This is a genomic window from Chryseobacterium arthrosphaerae (assembly GCF_001684965.1).
Lineage (GTDB): Bacteria > Bacteroidota > Bacteroidia > Flavobacteriales > Weeksellaceae > Chryseobacterium > Chryseobacterium arthrosphaerae.
Genome location: NZ_MAYG01000001.1, coordinates 114,564 through 136,305 on the forward strand (window position 1 = coordinate 114,564; position 21,742 = coordinate 136,305).

The 21,742-nt window shown below is 38.0% G+C and carries 22 protein-coding genes; 10 read left to right on the top strand and 12 right to left on the bottom strand.

What is annotated here, in order from left to right:
• Window positions 1-53: 53 nt before the first annotated feature.
• On the bottom strand, window positions 54-1,103 hold the full coding sequence (locus BBI00_RS00500) for an AraC family transcriptional regulator (RefSeq protein ID WP_083988387.1): 1,050 nt from the start codon (window positions 1,101-1,103) through the stop codon (window positions 54-56).
• A 172-nt stretch (window positions 1,104-1,275) separates the two neighbouring features.
• On the opposite strand from BBI00_RS00500, the gene BBI00_RS00505 reads away from it, so the two are divergent.
• From BBI00_RS00505 to BBI00_RS00515, 4 genes are all read left to right on the top strand, one after another.
• Complete coding sequence (locus BBI00_RS00505) at window positions 1,276-1,695, top strand: hypothetical protein (protein ID WP_065396922.1); 420 nt, start codon at window positions 1,276-1,278, stop codon at window positions 1,693-1,695.
• 15 nt (window positions 1,696-1,710) lie between these two features.
• Entirely contained in the window at window positions 1,711-2,418 is a 708-nt protein-coding gene (locus tag BBI00_RS00510) for a hypothetical protein (protein WP_065396923.1), read from the top strand.
• Between the two features lie 5 nt (window positions 2,419-2,423).
• Window positions 2,424-2,546: a hypothetical protein gene (locus BBI00_RS23625; protein ID WP_262487220.1), complete on the top strand. Its 123-nt coding sequence runs from the start codon at window positions 2,424-2,426 to the stop codon at window positions 2,544-2,546.
• 233 nt (window positions 2,547-2,779) lie between these two features.
• The gene (locus BBI00_RS00515; protein ID WP_174715402.1) at window positions 2,780-3,820 is read left to right on the top strand and encodes a L,D-transpeptidase; all 1,041 of its coding nucleotides are present in this window, start codon (window positions 2,780-2,782) and stop codon (window positions 3,818-3,820) included.
• On the opposite strand, the gene BBI00_RS00520 is transcribed toward BBI00_RS00515, so the two are convergent.
• The 3 genes from BBI00_RS00520 to BBI00_RS00530 form a co-directional block, all read right to left on the bottom strand.
• The gene (locus BBI00_RS00520) at window positions 3,813-4,340 is read right to left on the bottom strand and encodes a hypothetical protein (RefSeq protein WP_065396924.1); all 528 of its coding nucleotides are present in this window, start codon (window positions 4,338-4,340) and stop codon (window positions 3,813-3,815) included. The two genes, BBI00_RS00515 and BBI00_RS00520, sit on opposite strands and share 8 nt — an antisense overlap.
• 3 nt (window positions 4,341-4,343) lie before the next feature.
• The gene (locus tag BBI00_RS00525) at window positions 4,344-5,663 is read right to left on the bottom strand and encodes a PDZ domain-containing protein (RefSeq protein ID WP_065396925.1); all 1,320 of its coding nucleotides are present in this window, start codon (window positions 5,661-5,663) and stop codon (window positions 4,344-4,346) included.
• 120 nt (window positions 5,664-5,783) lie between these two features.
• Window positions 5,784-6,422, bottom strand: a complete 639-nt coding sequence (locus BBI00_RS00530) for an alpha/beta hydrolase (protein WP_065396926.1) — start codon at window positions 6,420-6,422, stop codon at window positions 5,784-5,786.
• Window positions 6,423-6,668: 246 nt separating this feature from the next.
• Here BBI00_RS00530 and BBI00_RS00535 point away from each other — a divergent pair, with 246 nt between their 5' ends.
• Entirely contained in the window at window positions 6,669-7,100 is a 432-nt protein-coding gene (locus BBI00_RS00535; RefSeq protein WP_228394691.1) for a hypothetical protein, read from the top strand.
• Window positions 7,101-7,148: 48 nt separating this feature from the next.
• On the opposite strand, the gene BBI00_RS00540 is transcribed toward BBI00_RS00535, so the two are convergent.
• Window positions 7,149-7,787 (bottom strand): response regulator, encoded by a 639-nt coding sequence (locus BBI00_RS00540; RefSeq protein ID WP_065396928.1) that lies wholly within the window; start codon window positions 7,785-7,787, stop codon window positions 7,149-7,151.
• On the bottom strand, window positions 7,777-9,771 hold the full coding sequence (locus BBI00_RS00545) for a sensor histidine kinase (protein ID WP_065396929.1): 1,995 nt from the start codon (window positions 9,769-9,771) through the stop codon (window positions 7,777-7,779). Before BBI00_RS00545 ends, BBI00_RS00540 begins: the two co-directional genes overlap by 11 nt.
• Window positions 9,772-9,952: 181 nt before the next feature.
• On the opposite strand from BBI00_RS00545, the gene BBI00_RS00550 reads away from it, so the two are divergent.
• Window positions 9,953-10,459, top strand: coding sequence for an outer membrane protein (locus tag BBI00_RS00550; RefSeq protein WP_065396930.1), 507 nt, complete (start codon window positions 9,953-9,955; stop codon window positions 10,457-10,459).
• Window positions 10,460-10,617: 158 nt separating this feature from the next.
• On the opposite strand, the gene tyrS is transcribed toward BBI00_RS00550, so the two are convergent.
• A complete protein-coding gene (gene tyrS / locus BBI00_RS00555) occupies window positions 10,618-11,913 on the bottom strand; it encodes a tyrosine--tRNA ligase (protein ID WP_065396931.1) in 1,296 nt (431 codons plus the stop codon).
• Window positions 11,914-12,191: 278 nt separating this feature from the next.
• On the opposite strand from tyrS, the gene BBI00_RS00560 reads away from it, so the two are divergent.
• Both BBI00_RS00560 and lipA read left to right on the top strand, forming a co-directional pair.
• Window positions 12,192-12,752 carry an RNA polymerase sigma factor gene (locus BBI00_RS00560; RefSeq protein ID WP_065396932.1) on the top strand — a complete coding sequence of 187 codons (561 nt, stop codon included), beginning with the start codon at window positions 12,192-12,194 and terminating at the stop codon, window positions 12,750-12,752.
• A 324-nt stretch (window positions 12,753-13,076) separates the two neighbouring features.
• Window positions 13,077-13,943 carry a lipoyl synthase gene (gene lipA, locus BBI00_RS00565; protein ID WP_065396933.1) on the top strand — a complete coding sequence of 289 codons (867 nt, stop codon included), beginning with the start codon at window positions 13,077-13,079 and terminating at the stop codon, window positions 13,941-13,943.
• A 125-nt stretch (window positions 13,944-14,068) separates the two neighbouring features.
• Here lipA and BBI00_RS00570 read toward each other — a convergent pair whose 3' ends face one another.
• A complete protein-coding gene (locus BBI00_RS00570) occupies window positions 14,069-14,968 on the bottom strand; it encodes an AraC family transcriptional regulator (protein ID WP_065396934.1) in 900 nt (299 codons plus the stop codon).
• Between the two features lie 183 nt (window positions 14,969-15,151).
• Here BBI00_RS00570 and BBI00_RS00575 point away from each other — a divergent pair, with 183 nt between their 5' ends.
• The gene (locus BBI00_RS00575; protein WP_065396935.1) at window positions 15,152-16,354 is read left to right on the top strand and encodes an MFS transporter; all 1,203 of its coding nucleotides are present in this window, start codon (window positions 15,152-15,154) and stop codon (window positions 16,352-16,354) included.
• 116 nt (window positions 16,355-16,470) lie between these two features.
• Here the strand turns inward: BBI00_RS00575 and BBI00_RS00580 are convergent, their stop codons facing one another.
• Window positions 16,471-16,815: a mannan-binding lectin gene (locus BBI00_RS00580; protein WP_065396936.1), complete on the bottom strand. Its 345-nt coding sequence runs from the start codon at window positions 16,813-16,815 to the stop codon at window positions 16,471-16,473.
• Window positions 16,816-16,989: 174 nt separating this feature from the next.
• Window positions 16,990-17,370: a SpoIIAA family protein gene (locus tag BBI00_RS00585; RefSeq protein WP_065396937.1), complete on the bottom strand. Its 381-nt coding sequence runs from the start codon at window positions 17,368-17,370 to the stop codon at window positions 16,990-16,992.
• Between the two features lie 115 nt (window positions 17,371-17,485).
• Between BBI00_RS00585 and BBI00_RS00590 the strand changes: the two genes are divergently transcribed.
• Window positions 17,486-18,691 (top strand): NAD(P)/FAD-dependent oxidoreductase, encoded by a 1,206-nt coding sequence (locus BBI00_RS00590; RefSeq protein WP_065396938.1) that lies wholly within the window; start codon window positions 17,486-17,488, stop codon window positions 18,689-18,691.
• 142 nt (window positions 18,692-18,833) lie between these two features.
• On the opposite strand, the gene BBI00_RS00595 is transcribed toward BBI00_RS00590, so the two are convergent.
• Both BBI00_RS00595 and BBI00_RS00600 read right to left on the bottom strand, forming a co-directional pair.
• Window positions 18,834-20,021, bottom strand: a complete 1,188-nt coding sequence (locus BBI00_RS00595; protein ID WP_065396939.1) for a VWA domain-containing protein — start codon at window positions 20,019-20,021, stop codon at window positions 18,834-18,836.
• A gap of 382 nt (window positions 20,022-20,403) precedes the next feature.
• Window positions 20,404-21,078 (bottom strand): SIMPL domain-containing protein, encoded by a 675-nt coding sequence (locus BBI00_RS00600; protein WP_065396940.1) that lies wholly within the window; start codon window positions 21,076-21,078, stop codon window positions 20,404-20,406.
• Between the last annotated feature and the right edge of the window lie 664 nt (window positions 21,079-21,742).

Genomic DNA, 21,742 nt, shown 5'->3' on the forward strand with positions numbered 1-21,742 from the left:
CGAGGTAAACTTTACTGTAAATCAATGATTTACTAATATTAAATAATTGTAAATTAGTGTACAAGCTGAGACGGAAGGCAGTCAAATTCCTTTTTAAAATATTTATAAAAAGTAGATTTGGATTTAAAACCACATTGGAAAGCAATATCGGTTACACTGGCTGAAGGATCTTCTGATAAGATCTGTTTAAAGTGCTGTATACGGTTTCTGTTGGTGTATTCGTGGAAGTTGGAGTGAAGATGTTTATTAAACGTAATGCTCAGATCGGCTTTACTTATCTTCAGACAGTTTGAGAGCTGGTCTAAAGTGAATTCTTCATCCAGATAAATATGGCTCTCCTGATAGAAACTGATAATGGCATTCTGCACAGCATCAAAATCTATTTTGGAAAGATCTTTATATTGATAGGTTTCTTTTGGACCTGAGAAATGCACTGCATATTGCTGTTCCCGGAGATTGTGCTGGTACGTTAAAATATAAACGTACAAAATCCATCCGAACTGGAATAAAAACATGAGGCTGTAGATTTTCTGATAGATCAGGGTACTCCATCCCAATTGGTAAACACCCCAGAAAATCAATACTCCCATCAGGACATAGCAGACCAGGTACCGGAAATTGCCTGCTGCCGGATGCGTAATATTTTTCCGGAATTTGGTGAGGAAGAAGATACAGACAGCAAGGCACGCTACCCAATAATAGCTGTAGTACATGAAGTAGGATTTATAGGATCTGATCGCTATATCTGCCCAGGACAGGTCAAAAATCTTTGCACAAAGGGCCACTGCGTGATGAATAACAATCAGGGTTAAGGGAACGATCAGGTATTTCAGTTTGTCTCTCCATTTTGCATGAATCAGATAGGTCGTAATATATAAGAAAATAAGTCCCTTGAAAACACGGAGACTTCCCGGAATTTCATACAGGACAGACTCATACCCGAATCTCTGAATGATAAAATACTCATATCCCATGTCCAGGGCCACCACGCCGATATACAATAATAACATATTCAGTATAGATTCCCTGTTTCTGATGAGGTATAATAATAAAGTAAGCGTGATAAGTGCCTGTAGTACAACTACCATAATGATGTATAGCATGATAACTGATATTTTGCCAAAATTATAGATAATATATGCATGGGTTCTTTAACAAATTATTAAATATCAGTTCAGAAAAAATATAAAATGATCCTAAAAACGTGGAACATAATGTATTCTGTTTTTGAAGATTAAAGGGATATTAGTACTTTAGCGGTCAAACATAGATTGGATGTCGAAAAGAAAATTCATATTACTTTCTATACTGAAAACCTGGCTTATATCCACATTCGTTTCTACAGCTCTGTTGATTCTGTTTATGTATGCGACCAGGGAAGTGAGGGAATATCCGAGAAACTGTGATATGAGTGGCCTGGCTTATGGTTTACTTATTTTCTGGAATCTGTTTCTGAGTATACTTTCCTTCAGCAGTCTGCTGTCTGTTTTACAACCGTTTCAGGGGAAAATTAAAACGGCATTATGCTGGTTCCTGTTACCGGTGATCGCTGTTGGTTCGTTTTTTACATTTCCGGACGGAAAAATAAGTAAAGACGATATCATCTTATTTCTGATAATGAATATGCCCTGGCTGATTATCTGGACTTTTTATTATTTCCGGATGAATAGGCACTTCAATACAAATGATTACTAATATTATTAATAAACCATGAAAAAATTCCTTAAAAAATACACTTCTTTTTTTGCTTCACTGATTACAGCCATGATTGTCTTTGCTTGTCAGAAGCAGTCTCTGGATGAAAAAGTGCTTGAATTTGAAGATTTTAATTTTTCTGTCCCTATTTCTTCATTGCTGCCTGAAAGAATGAAGAGTAAAGATATGGACGGTTTTTACGAAGTGAAATCTTCAACCATCCGCAAGGATACAGCATATGATAACGAATTTTCAGCTGAGCGTAAACCGAAATGGATAGAATATCATCAGATGAGCCATTCTACAGATACCCATCTGGCGAAATTTGGAGATTTTGATTTTAATACAGTCAATTTTGTAACTGCTTTGGATGGTAAAATAATGTTGCTAAATGCGGTTGATACGGAAATTACTCCTTCAGAATCTGGGAAATTTATAGCAGCGATAGATAAGAAATACGGAAAAGCAGTAAAGACAACAGGTGATTTCTTCGGCTCTTTTGATATTTATACCTGGAATCTTAAAGACAGGGTTATCAAATATTCTGTCGCACATGATGATGAAAAAGGAACATTGAAAATAGAAGTGAATGCTGAACAGGGAAAAATAAAGGCAGGTGAAAAAAAGCCTCATAGCAAAGCATATCTTTATATAGCTCCCAATGACTACGCTGGTAAAATATTCGAAGATATGACTACAGGAGATTTACTGTACTGCAAATAATTACGATGATGAAAAAGGTGTTTTTATTATGCATTATCCTGATCTATGTGTTGGCTTATGCACATCCGTTTATCCTGAAATCTGCTGATGAAGCAAAGGAATTCAGACTTACCTTTTACCATGCATAAACGGAAAATAAATGGAGTCTATAGGTTTTCTATGATGCAAAAAAGATTCTGAAGAATAGTTATCTTGTGAAAGCCAGCAGCTCTTTATAAAACTTTAGAATTGAATGCAGTATTCATCATTTGTAATTCATCACACTCCGTTTTTTTACGGTATTTTGAATAATGTCTTTTAGGATTCAATTTTAGGTCTGATATTTGTACTGGGTAGCCAAACTAAATGGCCGATTTTATTTATGAAGAACATATCTGTGAAAAAATCATTTTTATATGCATGTTTATGCGCTTTGTTCCTTGTTTCCTGCAAAAAAGAAATAGAAAAAATAAGCGATACTTTTAAAGATACCGTTTCTGCCTCTGATATGCCGGAAGCTGAAAAAGACTCTGTAAAGAAAGATTCCGTACCTGTGGTTAAAAAAGAATCTATGCCCCCTGCCATGCAGGAAAATGGTTTCTATAATGCATTCGTACTTCCGAAAGATAAGAAGATGAGGGATTCTGTATATGCAGAGTTCAGCAAGAAATATAGTGTAGAGGAACGTACGGCTATTTTAGCATTAAACAGGCTGGATTCAAAAAGTAAATGGAATGCCGATACACTGGTAGTTCCCGCAAAGATAGATACTACACTGATGGCTTATTCGCCGTTTCCGATGCAGCTGGATATATTAAGCGGAGTGAAGAAATTTGTGATTTTTTCGTATCCTATTCAGGCCTATGGCGTATATTCCAACGGAACCCTTGTAAAATGGGGCCCTACAAGTATGGGAAAAAAATCTGCCCAGACCACAAGAGGACTTACTTTTGCCAACTGGAAAAAGAAATTATCAATCTCCACTGTCAGCAGTGAATGGAAACTTCCTTATAATTTTAACATTCATAATATAGGCGGAATCGGATGGCATGAGTATACCCTTCCGGGATACCCGGCTTCGCATTCCTGTTTAAGATTGCTGAGAAAAGATGCACAGTGGCTGTATTCTTATGCTGATACCTGGATTTTGGCTCCGGGGGGTGCCACTACAAAAGCGAGAGGTACAGCCGTAATGGTATTTGGAGATTACAACTGGGGCGGAAGAAAACCGTGGAGGAAACTTCTTGATGATCCGAATGCCAATAATATATCCGTTGAAGAACTTACCAAACTTCTGGAGCCGGATGTACCGAAAATGCTGAAAGAGCAAAGCAACAGGGAAAGAGTAGCTGATTCTATAAAAACAGCAAAAGCCATGGCTGCTCCCGTTCAGGAAAGGGCAGGAGATTCTTTATCTAATTGATTTTCTTTTCAAACTGTAACGTAGACTCTTCTGCAAAACGTCTCAGTTTAAGCATTTCATCTTTTCCTTTATGCTGCCCGAATCTTGCAGCGATATAAGTAAGAAGAATAAAAAATAACATAACAAAAGAAGCGCTCAGTGCCCACGGGTATTCGGCGCTTTTTATCTGTTTTTCCACATAATACATGGTGAAGAACGTCATCCACAGAATAGAAAAAGAAAAATACAGGAACATGAAAAAAGTCCAGACGGCAGAGCTGGGACCGAATACGCCCCGTATGACAGTATCTTCATCTTCTATTTCCACACGCAAGGCAAGGCGGGGCTTCCAGTAATTATCATATTCTGTTTCTACCCAGATGGTGGCAACTTCCTTATTGATATTGCCAGCAAATTCATCTTTATGGCCGGCGAGGTATTTCTTCAGGTTCTCAGCATACTCTTCTTTGGTAAGGTGGGTAAACATTTTGAATCTGGGTCTGGTTCGTATTCTGTCTAAAGTGGTTTCTTCGGTTTTCATATACTATTCTTGATAAGGAATGGGGTCTTCCAGGGTAAAACGTAAAGTGAGCTGTTCATTTTTTCTCTGAACAACCATGGTGATATTTCTTCCTTCATATGATTTCATGAGCTCTACAATTTTTTCCAGCGTCATATCTGCAGTCCTGTCCCCGTTGATGCTGATCACTTTGTCATCTTTCTGCACCCCGGCTTCATAGGCAGGAGAATCTTTCCTTACCCCTGAAATGGAAAACATTGGTTTTAAACTGAATTTATACTGGAAAGAGTCTCTATACGCTTCATGGGTTACCCCGGTACTTTTCTGGGTTTCAATTTTGACCCGGTCCTGTTCCCATTCCAGGCCGTCCTGTCTGAAATCCAGTCCGCTCATATTGAAGTTGAAAGGATCATTGAAATTTCTGTTCTTTTTCAGGTAGAGCTTCTGATTCTGATAATCGAAAACAGCAGTAAACCGGCGCATGATTTCTCCGCCCACAGATCCTTTTCTGTTTTCTACCAGATTGACATGCTGTATGGAAAATTCATCAGGCATTGCCGTGAGAGGTTTTTCAAATTTAAAATTGCCCAGGTAAAAATTATGAATTCTGCTCCTTTTTCCATAAATATCTCCATTGAATCCACGGCCAAGGAAATCATCTATATTAGGTCTGTTATAAACGAAATTTTTAATAAGGGTAGGAAACAGCCATATAGCATCGCTATTTCCAAGGTCTATGAGCAGTTTTGAACTTTTTCTTTCATTCGTCATTTCTACATCTGCCATGAGATAAGGCTTACTTTGCTCAATACTGATTGGAAATTCATCAAACCTTTTGATTTTATTTTTCAGAAGATCGGAATTTTCATAGACCGTTATTTTTTTTGACATATAATCGATGACGATAGGGTGGTCTTTAAAAAAATGATACCCTATCACACCGTTTACAGGAATTCCCACATGTGATGAAATATTGAATTCTTCATCAAGGATCACATATAAAGACATTGAGGTATTGACCATAACGTCACCTATCCGGGCGGTATTGCGGTCAGACTTTAAACCGTCAATGCTTAAACTTCCGCCAAGTCCTGAAAATTTTATCTTTTCCACATTTCCAAGTTTGAGTTCCTTGTTCTCAAGACTGAAAAGGATGGTTTCTGAAACTCCGGTATCAAGAAGAAAGGTAAGTTCGGCTCCGTTGATATTGATAGGAATAAAGATGAGATTGTTGATAAATTTAAAAGGAATGACGGCTTTTTTAGTATTAATCAGCTCAAAAGCGTTCTGTGCATTTATAAAAATGCTTAGCAATAATCCCAGTAAAAGAAACTTAAATTTCATTTACTGAATTTAGTGAATTTATTAATATTATAATAAAAAAACATTCCAAAAGCAGGAATGTTTATATAAACTACAACGAAGTAGTGTGAAACGTTAAAATTATTAAAAACAGGATCAGACCTATTTGGAGAAAAATTCCATCAGATCCATATAGTTTTTCTGATTCACGCCATGCCCGCTCATATATTCCCTGAAAGTGAAATAGCAGCTCAGGTCATAAAGAAGGTCTGCCGCTTTTCTTCCCCACTCAAGAGGGATAACAGCGTCATCAGTACCGTGTGAAATAAAGAATCTGAGTCTTTCAAGTTTCTTTTTGTCTTTTACAATGCCATCCAGGATTTTTTCCTCAGGATAAGCGCTCAGACAGGCAACATAATTAAAAAGATCAGGATATTTTAAGGCTAGGGCATAACACAATATTCCGCCCTGGCTGAAGCCGCACAAATGAGTTTTGCCTTCTGTAAGGCCATAATGGTTGATGATTTTCAGTATGCTTTCCAGAACTGCGTTTAAAGATTCTTTAGCCTGAGGCACATCAATGAAGTTTTCAGGATCATTGAAATTGATATCATACCATGAATATCCTTCAAACTGCGTGTCTCTTGGTGCTCTGAAGCTAACGATAAGCCAGTCGGAGGGAAGAGTTTCCCTGAAACTGAAAAGATCCTGCTCATTGCTGCCATAACCGTGAAGCATAAAAAGAACAGGCGTGCTCGGGGTAATATGTTCCGGCTCTCTTACTAGGTAATCTAAATTCATACAGCAAATATAATTAATAAATCAGATTGTTCCCCATTTTTGCCATTCGTACAAAGAACTTTCGTGTGAACATATTTTATATTCAAAAAATGATTATTTGTGCTGTAATATTGTGTTTTACGAAGTATTTTTACTTTTTGCCGATTTGATATTGTTTACAAATCTTTATTGGAAAATTTTCATAAAAGTTATTTTTATATTAATAAAAAACCTATATTTGAAACATTAAAAAATCTATTTGGAGAAATGAAGCAATTTTACAATTCAAAAAGTTTACTTAGACTTTCTTTTTTATTCGTTTTATTATTTTCAGCGATCACCGTGTTCAATTCTTGTAAAAAAGATGACGATGATGAATTTCAGGATCACGTAGTCCAGTTTGAAGCAAAAACTACTACAGGAGGAGAGCTTATCGCTGTTGTTACTCAGGTAGGTACTGTTCAGAATACTATTTTAAGTAATCCGGTAACCCCTCTGAAATCAGTATGGAATAGTGGAGAATTCTTTGTAAACTCCAGCCAGGCACAGCTGAACCTTGATGCAAGAGCAAAATTGCCTGAAGATACTTCAGAATTGACGATCAATCTTTATGTAGACGGAGAAATAGTCAGAACAGCAAAAGCAGTAGGAAAGGGAGAAAAGTCTGTATCTTTGGATTTCAGTTTCTTAGAGCCATAAAATATTTAAATATTGATACCAACATAAACCGCTTTTACAGCGGTTTTTTTATTCTTCAATCATATGCTGCTGTACAGCACGGTTGATCAGTTCCGTTGAATTTTTGGCCTGAAATTTCTGCAACAGATTCTTTCGGTGCGTATCTACAGTAAGGGGGCTTAAAAACAGCTCTTCAGCAATCATATTACTCGTTTTCCCCTGGGCTACCATTTGCAGGATCTGCTTTTCCCTTTTGGTAAGCCTGGGAATGGGAAGATCATTTTGAGGGGGACGGCTGATGATCTGCTTTGTTTCATTACAGAATACGATGTCTCCGGAAAGTGCCCCTTTGATGCATACTGCCAGCTCACTGATGGAGGTATTCTTTAAAAGGTATCCACTTGCTCCGTTTTGTATAGACTGCATGATGATGCTTCTTTCAGAACGGTTACTGAACATAATTACTGAAATATCCGGTGATATTTTTTTTATTTCCCGGCAGAGGTCCGTACCATTGGCATCCGGCAGGGTAATGTCCAGAAGGATAATATCAACCTGATGAGACTGGATAAAACGGATGATTTCCGAACCGGAAGTAAAAGTTTCTGTCACATTGAAGAAAGGCTGGCTGTTCAGCATCATTTTCAACCCTTCGATGACAATAGGGTGATCGTCTACGATGACAATGTTTATTTTTTTATTCTCCATCTATATTGAGTTCTATATTAATCGTTGTGCCCTGGCTGTCTGAGCTGACTTCCATTTTACCTTTCAGATAGTTAACCCGGTTTTTCAGATTGCGGAGTCCCATATTTTTAGTGGTATTTTCTATCTCCTTATCAAATCCTTTTCCATTATCCTCAATGGTGATCAGGAAGCTTTCTCCGGATTGGGAACACTGAAGGAGGATATTAGTGGCTTCGGCATGTTTTACGGCATTGGCTAAGAGTTCCTGTACGATTCTGTAAATATTAAGCTGTACCGTCAGGGCCAGATTTTTCTCGATGTTCAGGGGTTCAAAGTAAATATCAAGATCTTTTCTCCCATAAAATTCACACAGATCACTTAATGCCGTTTCCAGACCGAATTTGAGAAGAGACTCGGGCATCAGGTTTCTGGCCACATGTCTGAGTTCTGTTACCGAATTGTCAAGTTGATTCAGTATTTTATAAAAATCCTGATGCTGCTCAGGATCCAGCTGATTGGAAGACCAGGTGGAAAGATTGATTTTAACACCTGCCAGCATACCTCCAAGACCGTCATGAAGGTCTTTTGCTACACGCTCCCTTTCCCGCTCTTCTCCTTCAAGAATGGCTTTGGTAAGTGCCAGTTCTTCTTTCTGTTTGATATCTTCTATTTTCTGCTGAAGGTTGATCTCTTTCTGTTCAGAAAGTTTCTTGTTCTTCCTGTAAATGATAAAAAGGAAAATAAGAAGGCTTAAAAATAACAAGAGGATCAGGCTCAATACCCATAAATAAGAGTTTTTTTGATTAACCTCCATCTCTTTCTGATTCTTTTCAGCATTCAGATAGGCTATTTTTTTCTCCTTTTCAGAAGCATTGAATCTGGTTTCCAGTTTATTGATCTCCAGTTTTATATTCTCGGCATTTAAGCTGTCATTGAGTTTTGAATACTTTTTCTCCCAGACCAAAGCTTCGCCGGGATTTCCCATAATTTCGTTGATGCTGGAAAGATGGCTGTAGATGGTTTTCCGGTTGTTGAGATCACGGGCCAGTGTCTTTTCTGCCAGGATTTCTTCCAGCAGGCTTTTGGCTTCCTTATATCTTTTGATCTTTTTGTAGGTATCGTACTGATGAAAATAGAACATCTGCATCAGCAGTTTCTGGTTGTATTTTCTGGCATAAGACAATCCTTTTTCGATCGTCCGGAGAACCTGGATATGCTCTTGCTGTCCGATGAAATATAAGGCCAGATTGTAATAATAGAAAGTATTGGAAGACGATTCAGGGTAGGGGCGCACCATTTTTCCGGCTTTATCCAGAAACTGTTTTCCTATGCTGCATTTTGCCTGGTAGCAATAGTTGCTGTTGGTATTAAGATAGGCATGAAACAACTCTGTAGAATGAGGGGCTTTTTTTTCAAGAATATGAATTGCTTTCTCATTATAATAACCTGCCTTTTCAAACTCCGCATTATAAGTGAGCATAAGGGCCAGTTGGGTATACAGAAATCCAAGGACCTTGGTATCTCCGTATTTTTCAACAGTGGGAATACTTTTTTCAAGCATGGTTTTGATCAGGAAAGGATAACCTTCTTTATTTTTCTGCAGAATACCGTAATTGTACCAGCATAAAGACAGGTAGAAATCAGCTTTCTGACTTTTTAATTCAGACAGTTGTGCAATCGCTTTACGGAATGATGCTGTTGCTTTATCTCTATTCAGGTCCTGATAGTACAATCCTTCATAGTAATAATAGACAGCCGATGTAAAACGATCCTGTGCTCCCAGTTGTTTTCCGTTTTGCAGATATTTTTTACTTAAAAGACTGTCTGTATTTTTATAATAATCGGAAAGGTGAAAATAGGCATTGGCTTTAGAAATATTATCGACATGGCTGCCAATCCTGGATTGAAGGCTGTCAGTATATTTTTTTTCGTTAAGGGGAAATAACCCCTGAGCCTTTACGGTAAAGTGGATTAGAATATATAAAATACACCATAATCGCTTCATCAGTTTAATTTTCAACGTTGTCGTTCAGTTTTTTTATGAATATGTGAATATAATTAAAAAAATACGGATGAAAAATACCGGGAAATAGGTAGAAAAAAATACATTTTTTTTAGGGTTGTGCTTTATAATATTCTCTGATAGTTTTGCGGGAACAGATAATAAGCATAACTAAATTATTAAAATGAAAAAGAGAATTTTTATACTGGGCATGGTATCCCTTTTTGGTATGATGAATGCACAAAGAATACAGAAGGGAGAAGCCCAGATCAACGTAGATCTAGGGGTTGCCGACGGATGGGGATTACCGGTGTCAATAGGCGTTGATTATGCCATACACAATGATATTACAGTGGGAATTCAAGGAAGCTATGCCACAGAAAAATATACAGGAGATATTAAAGGAAGCTGGCTGGGGATAGGAGCCAACGGGAATTATCATTTCAATACGCTGTTGAAAATTCCTAATAAATGGGATTTCTATGCAGGTGCCACGCTGGCCTACAACTCATTTTCCTATAAGTACAACGGATCAGATTACGATTACTTTGATGGGAAATCTTCCGGTGTAGGTTTTGCAGGTCAGGTGGGAGGAAGATACTTCTTTACCAATAACCTTGCCCTGCATGTAGAACTCGGAGGCGGAACTGTAGCTTCAGGCGGAAAGGCCGGGCTTACGTACAAATTCTAAATAGGTGAACAGATTTTTAATGCTAAAAATTGATACTTTTCTCAATGAAACCGTGGAGCTAATCTGCGGTTTTTTGTTTTTCAAGGATAAAAAATAAACCTGCTTAAACTCTTTCTCTAAAAGGTTTAAACAGGTTTAGTATTGAGTTTGTATTGTCGTTAAATTACCTTTACAATAAAATAGCTTTTCTTTCCTTTCTGAAGCAATAAGAATTTACCGTCAATAAGATCACTTTCATTAGCGGTAAAAGTATCATTCACCTTTTGCTTGTTTACAGAAATTGAATTTCCTTTGATCTCTCTCTGGGCTTCACTTTTAGACTTTAAAAATCCTGATTTTTCAGAAAGAAGGTCAATGATGTTTACGCCCAGCACATCTGCTTTAGCCACCTCTTTTTGAGGAACCCCGTCAAAAACCTCAAGGAATGTTTCTTCATCAAGGCTTACCAGATCTTCGGCAGTAGAGCGTCCGAAAAGAATTTCAGATGCTTTCAGTGCCTTTTCATATTCTTCTTTGCCATGTACCCAAACGGTGACCTCTTCAGCAAGTTTCTTTTGCAGTTTTCTTTCGTGAGCAGCCGTTTTGTGCTCTTCTATCAATGCTTCAATCTCTTCTTTTCCTAAGAACGTATAGAATTTGATGAATCTTTCAGCATCTTCATCCGTTGCATTCAGCCAGAACTGATAGAACTTATAAGGTGAAGTTTTCTTTTTATCAAGCCAGTAGTTTTCCCCGCTTTCAGATTTTCCGAATTTTGATCCGTCAGCTTTTGTAATCAAAGGAACTGTAAGGGCAAATGCTTCTCCCTGGGCCTTTCTGCGGATCAGCTCAGTTCCGGTAGTGATATTTCCCCACTGGTCAGAACCTCCCATCTGTAATTTTACATTATTGTTTTGGTACAAATGAAGGAAATCATATCCCTGAATCAGCTGATAGGTAAATTCTGTAAAGCTCATTCCATCTGCTCCGCTTTCTCCGGAGAATCTTTTCTTTACAGAATCTTTAGCCATCATGTAGTTCACTGTGATATTCTTCCCTACATTTTTGGCAAAATCAAGGAAAGAAATATTCTTCATCCAGTCGTAGTTGTTGACCAGTTCAGCCTTGTTGGGTTCATTCCCTGCAAAATCAAGGAACCTTGAAAGCTGGTTTTTCAGACAGTCTACATAATGTAAAAGAGTTTCTTCATCCAGAAGATTTCTTTCTGCCGATTTACCGGATGGGTCTCCGATCATTCCTGTAGCACCTCCTACCAAAGCGATTGGCTTGTGACCATGCTGCTGGAAGTGAGCGAGAATCTTTATCTGGATAAGACTTCCGATATGTAAAGAATCGGCCGTAGGATCAAAACCAATATATGCCGTAGTTACCTCTTTATTCAGTTGTTCATCGGTTCCTGGCATCATATCGGCAAACAGACCACGCCATTTCAGTTCTTCTATAAAGGAATTCATTTGATTTTTTACTTTAAAATTTTAAGAGGCAAAGATAATAAATTCAGAAGTATTGAAGAGAGCTGAGAATTATTTAAGATAAATAAATTCAGGTAAGGAAGTCGGAGGCTGGAAGAGGAGGAGTTATAGAGGTTTGAAAAATAAGCAGGGTTTATATGGTATTAATTTTGAGTCCGGCTAAAAAACTTCATTCAACAGGAACTTCCAGCTTCCCACCTCTCTGTTTTTGCCATTTCACAATTTGCCTTTTTGTCTCAAATACTTTATATTTGTTATTAATGAACGACGAACAGCTATTCCTGCTCATCCAGAAGGCCAAAGACAAGGATCAGAAGGCCCAGACTAAACTCATCAATGTTTTTTGGGTGGATGTTTTCTCATTTGTAATGAAAAAAGTAAGGGATGAAAATGATGCCGATGAGATCACCGTAAACGTTTTCTCCAAAGTATTGTCGAAACTGGATATGTTCGATCCGCATTTTCAGTTTAAAACCTGGATTCTGACCATTGCCCAGAACACCGTGATTGATTTCTGGCGGAAAAAGAGCCGTGAAAATGAAGACTCCATCGAAAATCTGGATGAAGTTAAAAATCAATATGCAAAATCTCCCGAAGAACTTCTTATTTCTGAAGAAGAGCAAAAGAAGATTATCAAAACCATAGAATCTCTGGATGCCAACTATCAGGATATCATCAAACTGAGATTTTTTGAAGAAAAGAGCATCAAAGAAATTGCTGAAGAGCTGGGAATTTCTGTGGCCAATACCAAAGTCCGTGTGATGCGCGCCAAAAAGGTACTGGCCGAATTATTGAAAAATAACGAGTTTGAAGACAATTGATCTGGTCAGAAAACATATTGACATAATGCTGCAAATGCACAAATAACAATCCCCATATTTCTATGTCATTAAAAATAAACAACATAGAAACATAGTTTTTTATATTATTCATGCATTTTTGGTAGAAGAAATATGAATATGGCTGGTTTTCATATCTCCCGAATCATTCTGTGGGTTAATATTATAATTAGACATAGCAGCCGGAATACGGGTTTCATAAAATATTTTGCGTTTTAAAATCCAGAATTATCTGTTTCATCAATGCCTCTGTTTGATTGTTTCGATAAAAAAATCACTAACTTTGAACCTCAATTTGAGAAATAAATGGAAAATTTAGTTCAGGATACTACCGTTCAGAAACCAAAGTGGATTCGTGTAAAACTTCCTACCGGAAAGAACTACAGAGAACTGAGAACCTTGGTTGATAAATATAAATTAAATACAATTTGCCAGAGCGGAAGCTGCCCGAATATGGGTGAGTGCTGGGGAGAAGGTACGGCAACATTCATGATCCTTGGAAACATCTGTACAAGAAGCTGTGGATTCTGTGGTGTAAAAACAGGAAAACCACTGGATGTCAACTGGGATGAACCTGAAAAAGTAGCCCGTTCCATTAAATTAATGAAGATCAAACACGCTGTACTTACCTCTGTGGACCGTGATGATCTGAAAGATATGGGATCTATCCTTTGGGGCGAAACAGTAAATGCCGTAAGAAGAATATCTCCGGGAACTACGATGGAAACATTGATTCCGGATTTCCAGGGAATTACCAAACACCTTGACAGGCTGGTAGAAGTAGCACCTGAAGTCATCTCCCACAATATGGAAACGGTAAAACGTCTGACCAGAGAAGTAAGAATTCAGGCTAAATATGAAAGAAGCCTTGAAGTATTGAGATACTTAAAAGAAGCCGGACAGAGAAGAACAAAAACAGGAGTAATGCTTGGGCTGGGAGAAACCAGAGATGAGGTTTTCCAGACTATTGAAGACATCAGAAATGCCAATGTAGATGTGATCACTCTGGGCCAATACCTTCAGCCGACCAAAAAACATCTTCCTGTAAAGAAATTTATCACTCCGGAAGAATTTGATGAGTTTGGAGATTTTGCAAGAAGTTTAGGATTCAGACACGTTGAAAGTTCACCTCTTGTAAGAAGCTCTTACCACGCAGAGAAACATATTCACTAAAATACAGACCGTTCAGCAATGAGCGGTTTTTGTTTTTTAGGTGGCAGGTTACAGATTGCAGGTGGCTCGGCCAAAAGTTAAAGACTTCAGATTGCATAGAACCAGTGTTGAAATATCTTTTCAATTTATTTATCACATGCAGTCTCCCTCGTAATTCCCGCAATCCGCCCATTGACTTCAATAGGTCTGAAATGTTTTTTCTTGAACTCAGATGGCGTTTCTCCCGTATGCTGCTTGAATAACTTATTGAAATAGGAAAGACTTTCAAAACCAACCTGAAAACAGACTTCTGTCACTGAATAATCTTTTAAAAGAAATATTTTTGCCTGGTTGATCCTGTAATTGTTAACAAAATCGGTAAAGGTCATATTCGTCTGTTTCTTAAAATAACGGCAGAAGGCTGGAGTGCTTAAACCTACTGTTTGGGCTATGTCATTGACATTAGGTTTTTTATCATAGTTTTCATGGATGTAATCGTAGATGGTGCCCATTCTGATCTTGTCATTCAAAAACCATTTGATTCTTGTGTCTTCCTTATTCAGTTCTTTTACCTCCGCAGAATCGGCCAGGATCTTCAAAATTTCTATGAGCCCCATGAAAGATTCAAAACTATTTTTGTCCCGGATGATCTGAAGCTTTTCAACCACTGTTTTTTTGGTTTCTCCATAGAAAGACAAGCCCAGATAAGAGCGTTCCAACAGTTTTTTTATATTTTCAAATTCAGGAACGGGCAGAATAATATCCTGAAGAAAATTTTCCCGCATCTGCAGTACAAGTTGCCTGCATTCCGTCTGAATACCATAATCGAAATTGAGATGAGGAACATTGGCGCCAATTAATAAAAGATCACTGTCTGTAAAACCGGAAATATCTTTACCTACGTGTCGGATTCCGTTGGTGGCCTCTACATAAACCAGTTCTGTTTCAGGATGATAATGCCAGAAAAAACAGTTTTTCAGAGAGGGAGAGAAGAGCTTGAATGACTTTCCTTTTTCAAACGTAATATTTTCTTTCTGAATTTTCATTGTGTTCTGTTTTGATTGTTTCTGAATTTAAAATTAAATAAAAAGGTTAATACGGAGCAAATTTTTATCATTCAGAGAGAAGTGAAATCCAATCTTTCTGTCGAATTTTGCACTTTCATAATTTGAAGATGGGAAAAGCCATTTTTTTAATTTAAAAATAATATAATAAAAGAATCAGCAATAATGAAGATTGATAAACGAATAATACCGCTGGCAATAGGCGGTTTGGGAATAGGAACCACAGAATTTACCGTAATGGGGCTTCTTCCGGATATTGCCAAAACATTACAGATCTCAATTCCGCAGGCCGGGCACCTGATTTCTGCCTATGCAATGGGAGTTGTCATTGGGGCTCCGATTCTGATCGGCTATTCTGTGAAGTTTCCGCCGAAAAAAGTACTGATTGCTTTTATGCTGCTGTTTACTTTATTCAACGGGCTTTCTGCAATTGCTCCCAATTACGGGACAATGTTGATCATCAGGTTTATGTCCGGGCTTCCTCACGGAGCATTTTTCGGAGTAGGAACGGTGGTTGCGGCTAAAATGGCAGGAAAAGGAAAAGAAGCATTTTATATATCGATGATGTTTACAGGGCTTACCGTGGCCAATCTGGTGATGGTTCCTCTGGTAACATATATCGGGCATACTTTCCACTGGAGGCTGTATTTTGCCATTGTAGCTCTGATTGGTGTTTTTGCATTATTATTTTTAAAATTATGGCTACCCGCCATGGAGGCCAATCAGAATACCCATTTCCTGGAAGAACTCAAATTCCTGAAGAAGAAGCAATCCTGGCTGGTGCTGGCGATTACCGCAATCGGATTTGGAGGGCTTTTTACCTGGTTGAGTTACATTACTCCTTTAATGACCGTAATTTCCGGAGTTGCTTCCAGCCAGATGGCCTATGTAATGGTGCTGGCAGGAGCTGGAATGGTTGTAGGAAACCTGGGAGGAGGTGTTATTTCAGATAAATTGGGACCGGAGAAAACCTGTGCGCTTCTGATATTCCTGATGATGATTTCCCTGATGGGGGTATTCTTACTTTCCGAACACCAGAATATTGCTTTTGTACTTACCTTTATGTGTGGGGCTTTATCCATGTCTATTGCGGCACCTATTAATATTATGATGATGAAAGCGGCACCGGGAAGTGAAATGATGGCAGCGGCTTTTATGCAGGCAGGATTTAATATTGCAAATGCTATGGGAGCTTTTTTTGGCGGAATACCCTTAGAATACGGATTACCTTTCAACTATCCGTCATTGGTTGGGGTTGGGATGACCTTTATTGGATTTGCAATCAGCGTAAGATATATGTACCTGTACGGTTCGGCAACTGTTGCAGAAGAGGAAAACGCTGCAGAATGCGTTTCCTGTGATAAATAAAACAATATAATTTGTTACAGAACAGACTTTAAAAATCTGTAGGTAAAAAATATAAAAGCTGCTTCAAAGTCAAAAAACAGACTTGAAGCAGCTTTTTAAATAAGTTCTTCTTCAGATCAGAATTTAAAGACACAGCCGCAAACGCTCATTTTGCCTTCTACAACTGTAGTCCATTGACCGTTCCACGTACCTCCATAAGACGCACAGATGGCCGGGCAAACTTCTTTAGCGTCTTCGTTGCTCCAGATCGGACCTGCTAAAACATCTAAAGTATATTCCGTACTGCCGGTTGGCTCAGTGTTGAGTTCAACTTCTATAACGCTCATTTGTCCTTCTACAATGGTTGTCCATTGTCCGGTAAACTTTCCTAAGTGTGCTGCGGCGATACGTCCGCCTAATTTCTGTGCTTCGTCATTGCTCCATAGTGGTCCTGCAATAATGTTGATTTTGAATGTTGACATGGTGAAAATTTTTATGGTTTAACATTACAAATGTACTCACCATTATGGGAAATGTTTACCGTAGAATATACTAAATTAATTATTAGGTGTTTTTACGTATCGTATTGATATTGATTGGTATATAATGAAAAAGGCTGCCTTTAAAGGCAGCCTTTCGCTGTTGTATAAGGTTGGTTAAGCTTCAACCTCATTACCGTTTTTACACCAGTAAAGTGCATTGTATAAATTTTCCTTTGGGAAGGATTTAAATTCTCCGGGCATCAGAACACTGAAAACATCTGTAAAGTTCTGCACCCCTTCTTTGTCTGTAACGATGGCGGTACGATTCCACTTGGCGAGGTTCTTTAACCCCAGCAGTAGATCTTCAAGCCAGGCTCCCATGGTAAAATTATCCAGATCGGTATCCAAATACAATAAGTAATTCAGCTCACCGAATTGGTCTACTTTCTCTTTTACCCGCGGAATTACCAGTTTCTCAAAATCCTCTTTCGTTACAACTCCGGTTGCATTGAAAGCTGCAACATTCTCCGGAGCTTCTGGAATAATTGTTATCATAATAAATATTTTATGGTGGTTTGATTTTTAAGAGATAACAATAACCACACCGTAATTTGATAATAAATTGTTAAAATAGATTTAAATATTACTATTTTTAAGGTAAAATAGTAATATGGATCTGAAATCAAATGAACCTTTCTGGCTTTTAAAAAATGGATTGATCGCTTCTCACCCCTCCCTGAAATCTGATCAGGAATGCGATGTTCTCATCATAGGCGGTGGTATTACAGGAAGCCTGATTGCCCATCAGATGGTGGAAGACGGGTATAAGACGATGCTGATTGATAAGCGGGAGCTTTGCAACGGAAGCACTTCTGCCACCACCTCAATGCTGCAGTATGAAATAGATGTTCCCCTCTATGAATTGATCGGGAAAATCGGGATGAAAGGGGCGGTTGCCAGCTATAAAGCCTGTAGTGATGCTATTGATATCATCGATAAGCTCTCCAAAAAAATTAGATCCGGTGCAGGATTCAAGCGTAAAAAATCACTGTATTTTGCTTCTAAAAAGAAAGATGTGGAATGGCTTAAAAAAGAGTACGAAGCCAGAAAACGTTTTGGATTTGAAGTGAAATGGCTTTCAGATAAGCAGGTCTCAGAACAGTTCGGCTTCGAAAATACCTATGGCGGAATTCTCTCAAAGCAGGGGGGAAGTATTGATGCCTTCCAGTTTGCTCACGAATTATGCAAGCATAATATAAAGAAAGGGCTGGAAGTTTTTGATAAAACAGAATTGCAAAAGGTGGAATACCATAAAGGATTTAACGTGGCTGTTACAGCTGAAGGTTTCCGGATCAGGGCTAAAAAAATAATATACTGCATTGGTTATGAAAGCAAAAATCTATTGAAAGAAAATTTTGTTAACCTGAAAAGCACCTATGCTGTGGTATCTGAAATAGATAAGGATAAGTTTAAAAATATTACAAGTACTTTGGTCTGGAATACCGATGATCCTTACCTCTATATGCGGACTACCGATGATGGCAGGATCCTGATAGGAGGCGGGGATGAAGATTTCTATGATGCTGAAAAGCGTGATGCCCTGCTGAATAAAAAAGAAAAGGAAATTTTAAAAGGCCTCAGGAAAATCAAACCTGATTATCATTTCTATTCCGATTTTGTGTGGGCAGGTACCTTTGGGGAAACCAAGGATGGTCTTCCTTATATCGGAGAACATAAAAAGTTCAGAAACTCTTATTTTGTTCTGGGATTTGGCGGAAACGGAATTACATTCTCCGTAACGGGAATGGAAATGGCTTCTTTATTTATGAAAAATAAAAAGCACCTGCTGTCCCGGTATTTTAAATTCGGAAGATAATTTTTTAAGTACAAAAGTTTTAGGCAGGCATGACAAACCTTCGCATTATGAACTAAGCTTACAAAATCTGGTCTTTTCTCAGAATATCACCATTCTGCACCAATAAAAATAGTAGAGCTGGCCAAAGCCCGCTCTACTGTTATCACAAACTGTATCCGTTTTTCTTAGCCAGTTCCTGTATTGAACTTTCAATGGCTTTTCCCAGATCGTCAGAATCGTCATTTCCTCTTTTTTTCATTTCACCATCAATGTAGTTCTGACGTTTTTTAGACAGTTCCTCTATTTCTTTCTGAATTTTTTCACGTTCTGCTGATTTTGCCGCGACAGCTTTTTTTATTTCTTCCTTACTTTTTCCTTTCAGTTCGGCTGGAAGCTCACTTTCTTTTACGGAAGCAATAAATCCGGCATCTTTTTCGGCCCTGTCAACAAGATCCCAGTGCTCATTTTTGTAGGCATTCTTTTTTGATTTGGAAACAGTTCTTTCCACAAGGTTGGATACCGATTGTACCTCGGCGTTTTTATCCTGGGTAATCTGTTTCATTTTGTATTCAGAACCATGGTTGCCGTAGTAAATGTAAGTATCATTCAGTTTGGCATTGCATTCGGAAATCCTGATATCGTAAGGTGTTTCTATATAGATCACTTTTTTATCGCTGTCGATATTGAAGTATTTACCGCCTCCGGTTGCTGCACCGTTTTGCCAGTAATCCCGGATACCTTCCTCACGGCTTCCGCAGAAAATAGTATTGGTGTAGATGTTTTTATTCTTTGCCTTTGAGATAACATCTTTATAATTAACTCTTCCCTGATCGAAAGGTTCGTTACCTGCAATATAAATCAGCTTCATACTTTTCTCATTGCCATCCCAGTTCAGATTGTTTGAGGCATCACGAATGACAGCACCGCAATATTCACTACCGCCATTGGTTCTTAATGCAAATAATTTTTCAGAAACCAGATCGAGATCCTGAGTGAGAGGTGTAACCTGGCGGATGTAATTCTCATCACGGATACCGTCGTTTCCATATTCATATAAGGCAATCTCAACTTGTGGCGTCTGGCCGTTATATTTTAAAGTGGTCAGCGTATTGACAATATTCCAGAGCCTTGATTTTGCCTGGTCAATCAGCCCGTCCATACTGTTGGAAGTATCCAGTAATAGGGCTACCTGGATTTTATTATCCTTTGATATTGTATTGAACGGAAGTGCGGAAGCATTTTGTACAGACAGGCTTCTGTTTTCCATATTACTTTTCGAGCAGCCGGTACCGGGAGCTGTTCCGGAGCTTAAGAAAGCTGCTGCGATGGCTAAGATTTTTAAAGTTGTCATATTATTATTTTTTTATAGGTTATTTGCTGGTAATATTCTGTTTCCCACTTATTGGAGTTCACTGCTTTTTGAGAAGTTTTCTCTTTCTGTTTTATTTTTTGTAATGTTTTCATTGATGATGAAGTAAAATTATGTGTATTTAAGGCTGGAATTTGGGAGACTTGGTGGAACGGGCTTTTCACTTGGTGGATAATATGACTGAGAATAGTCTGTTCAGATATTCAATGGCTTGAAGAAACATTCAGACCTTGCTAAGCGTAACGAATTTAATATTAAACACTTGGTTTAAACTAGTCTAAGCTTTTATACCAAAGGTTTCTGTTCGTACCAGTAGCAAAACAAAAAAGCTGCCTTTTGGGGCAGCCTCCTTAAATCTGTTATTTTAAAGGATTTCGTATCTGGTTTTGATACTGTATTTCAGCTTGATATTTTCAATATTGTCAAAAGAATAATCTACCGGAGCATCTGCTGCTTCCATCTGTACATTTGCCATTCTGCTTTTGTAAGCCACAGGAAGTACCGTATCACTGGTATAATCTTCTATTTCTACAATTTCAATAGCATTTCCGGTCTTTTTACCCATGCTTTCCAACAGGTAATCTGCTTTTTCTTTAGCCGCTTTTAAAGCATTGATTTTTACTGCCTTCCTGAAATCTGCAATTTTGGTATTCTTTACCTCAGCAATGTTCAGGCTGCTTACCCATTTCTGATTCAGATCTTCAAAGATCTTAGCAATATTGGCTTTTGTGCCGGCTTTAAACTGATAATTCTTAGTGAATTTTGCCGTTTTGGAGTAGATATTCTGGTACATTGATTTGAATTTGATATCCTCATTCTTCACTCCGGCACTCTTGAGTGTTTCAAACAATTTCTTTTCATTATCTGCCAGATCATTCTTGTTATCTGCTTTTATTCCGATACTGAAGATGATTTCATCCGGTTCAATTTCCATTTCCGCCACTCCTGTTACTTCAATGGCATTTTTCTTTACTTCCTGAGCATTGACAAAGCTCCCTAATGTTAAAATTCCGATTAATAAAAAATGTTTCAATTTCATAATTTCCTGTTTTTAAATTTTAAATTCTGATGTAAAATTACCGGGATCTGGAACTGGAAATCGGGAGACTTGGTGAAACAGAGCTTTCACTTGGTGAGTTGTGGAACTTATCTTTAAAATGAAGACGGTAGCTTTCTCTTTGTAATATTGATTAAAAATTGGAAAATTTTATAACGCTAAGACCGCAAAAGAATAAGGGACAAGATGCTGGATATTTCCGTTCGCAAGGGCATTCTATTCAGCTGAGTAATTTAATAACGCCAATTATTATCGGGCTTCATTGCTGAGTGTTAACGCCTTTGTGAACATATATTATTTATTCATAAAAGAATCTTTGCGAACGTTGCGTTATAATGATTGGGAAACACTTTACTTGAAAAATTGGAAAATTTTATAACGCAAAGACCGCAAAGAATAGGGAAAAAGATGGTGGATATTTCCGTTCGCAAGGGCATTCTATTCAGCTGAGTAATTTAATACCGCCGATTAGTATCGGGCTTCATTGCTGAGTGTTAACGCCTTTGCGAACGTATATTATTTATATCTATAAAAAATCTTTGTGAACGTTGCGTCATAATGATTGGGAAGACATGTCTCTATAAATTCACACTTTACCTGAAAAAATTGGAAAATTTTATAACGCAAAGACCGCAAAGAATAGGGA

Excerpts from the sequence above, each read along its gene's own strand:
- BBI00_RS00500 (WP_083988387.1), bottom strand. The coding sequence starts at position 1,103 with ATGCTATACATCATTATGGTAGTTGTACTACAGGCACTTATCACGCTT.
- BBI00_RS00505 (WP_065396922.1), top strand. The coding sequence starts at position 1,276 with ATGTCGAAAAGAAAATTCATATTACTTTCTATACTGAAAACCTGGCTT.
- BBI00_RS00510 (WP_065396923.1), top strand. The coding sequence starts at position 1,711 with ATGAAAAAATTCCTTAAAAAATACACTTCTTTTTTTGCTTCACTGATT.
- BBI00_RS23625 (WP_262487220.1), top strand. The coding sequence starts at position 2,424 with ATGATGAAAAAGGTGTTTTTATTATGCATTATCCTGATCTATGTGTTG.
- BBI00_RS00515 (WP_174715402.1), top strand. The coding sequence starts at position 2,780 with ATGAAGAACATATCTGTGAAAAAATCATTTTTATATGCATGTTTATGC.
- BBI00_RS00520 (WP_065396924.1), bottom strand. The coding sequence starts at position 4,340 with ATGAAAACCGAAGAAACCACTTTAGACAGAATACGAACCAGACCCAGA.
- BBI00_RS00525 (WP_065396925.1), bottom strand. The coding sequence starts at position 5,663 with ATGAAATTTAAGTTTCTTTTACTGGGATTATTGCTAAGCATTTTTATA.
- BBI00_RS00530 (WP_065396926.1), bottom strand. The coding sequence starts at position 6,422 with ATGAATTTAGATTACCTAGTAAGAGAGCCGGAACATATTACCCCGAGC.
- BBI00_RS00535 (WP_228394691.1), top strand. The coding sequence starts at position 6,669 with ATGAAGCAATTTTACAATTCAAAAAGTTTACTTAGACTTTCTTTTTTA.
- BBI00_RS00540 (WP_065396928.1), bottom strand. The coding sequence starts at position 7,787 with ATGGAGAATAAAAAAATAAACATTGTCATCGTAGACGATCACCCTATT.
- BBI00_RS00545 (WP_065396929.1), bottom strand. The coding sequence starts at position 9,771 with ATGAAGCGATTATGGTGTATTTTATATATTCTAATCCACTTTACCGTA.
- BBI00_RS00550 (WP_065396930.1), top strand. The coding sequence starts at position 9,953 with ATGAAAAAGAGAATTTTTATACTGGGCATGGTATCCCTTTTTGGTATG.
- tyrS (WP_065396931.1), bottom strand. The coding sequence starts at position 11,913 with ATGAATTCCTTTATAGAAGAACTGAAATGGCGTGGTCTGTTTGCCGAT.
- BBI00_RS00560 (WP_065396932.1), top strand. The coding sequence starts at position 12,192 with ATGAACGACGAACAGCTATTCCTGCTCATCCAGAAGGCCAAAGACAAG.
- lipA (WP_065396933.1), top strand. The coding sequence starts at position 13,077 with ATGGAAAATTTAGTTCAGGATACTACCGTTCAGAAACCAAAGTGGATT.
- BBI00_RS00570 (WP_065396934.1), bottom strand. The coding sequence starts at position 14,968 with ATGAAAATTCAGAAAGAAAATATTACGTTTGAAAAAGGAAAGTCATTC.
- BBI00_RS00575 (WP_065396935.1), top strand. The coding sequence starts at position 15,152 with ATGAAGATTGATAAACGAATAATACCGCTGGCAATAGGCGGTTTGGGA.
- BBI00_RS00580 (WP_065396936.1), bottom strand. The coding sequence starts at position 16,815 with ATGTCAACATTCAAAATCAACATTATTGCAGGACCACTATGGAGCAAT.
- BBI00_RS00585 (WP_065396937.1), bottom strand. The coding sequence starts at position 17,370 with ATGATAACAATTATTCCAGAAGCTCCGGAGAATGTTGCAGCTTTCAAT.
- BBI00_RS00590 (WP_065396938.1), top strand. The coding sequence starts at position 17,486 with ATGGATCTGAAATCAAATGAACCTTTCTGGCTTTTAAAAAATGGATTG.
- BBI00_RS00595 (WP_065396939.1), bottom strand. The coding sequence starts at position 20,021 with ATGACAACTTTAAAAATCTTAGCCATCGCAGCAGCTTTCTTAAGCTCC.
- BBI00_RS00600 (WP_065396940.1), bottom strand. The coding sequence starts at position 21,078 with ATGAAATTGAAACATTTTTTATTAATCGGAATTTTAACATTAGGGAGC.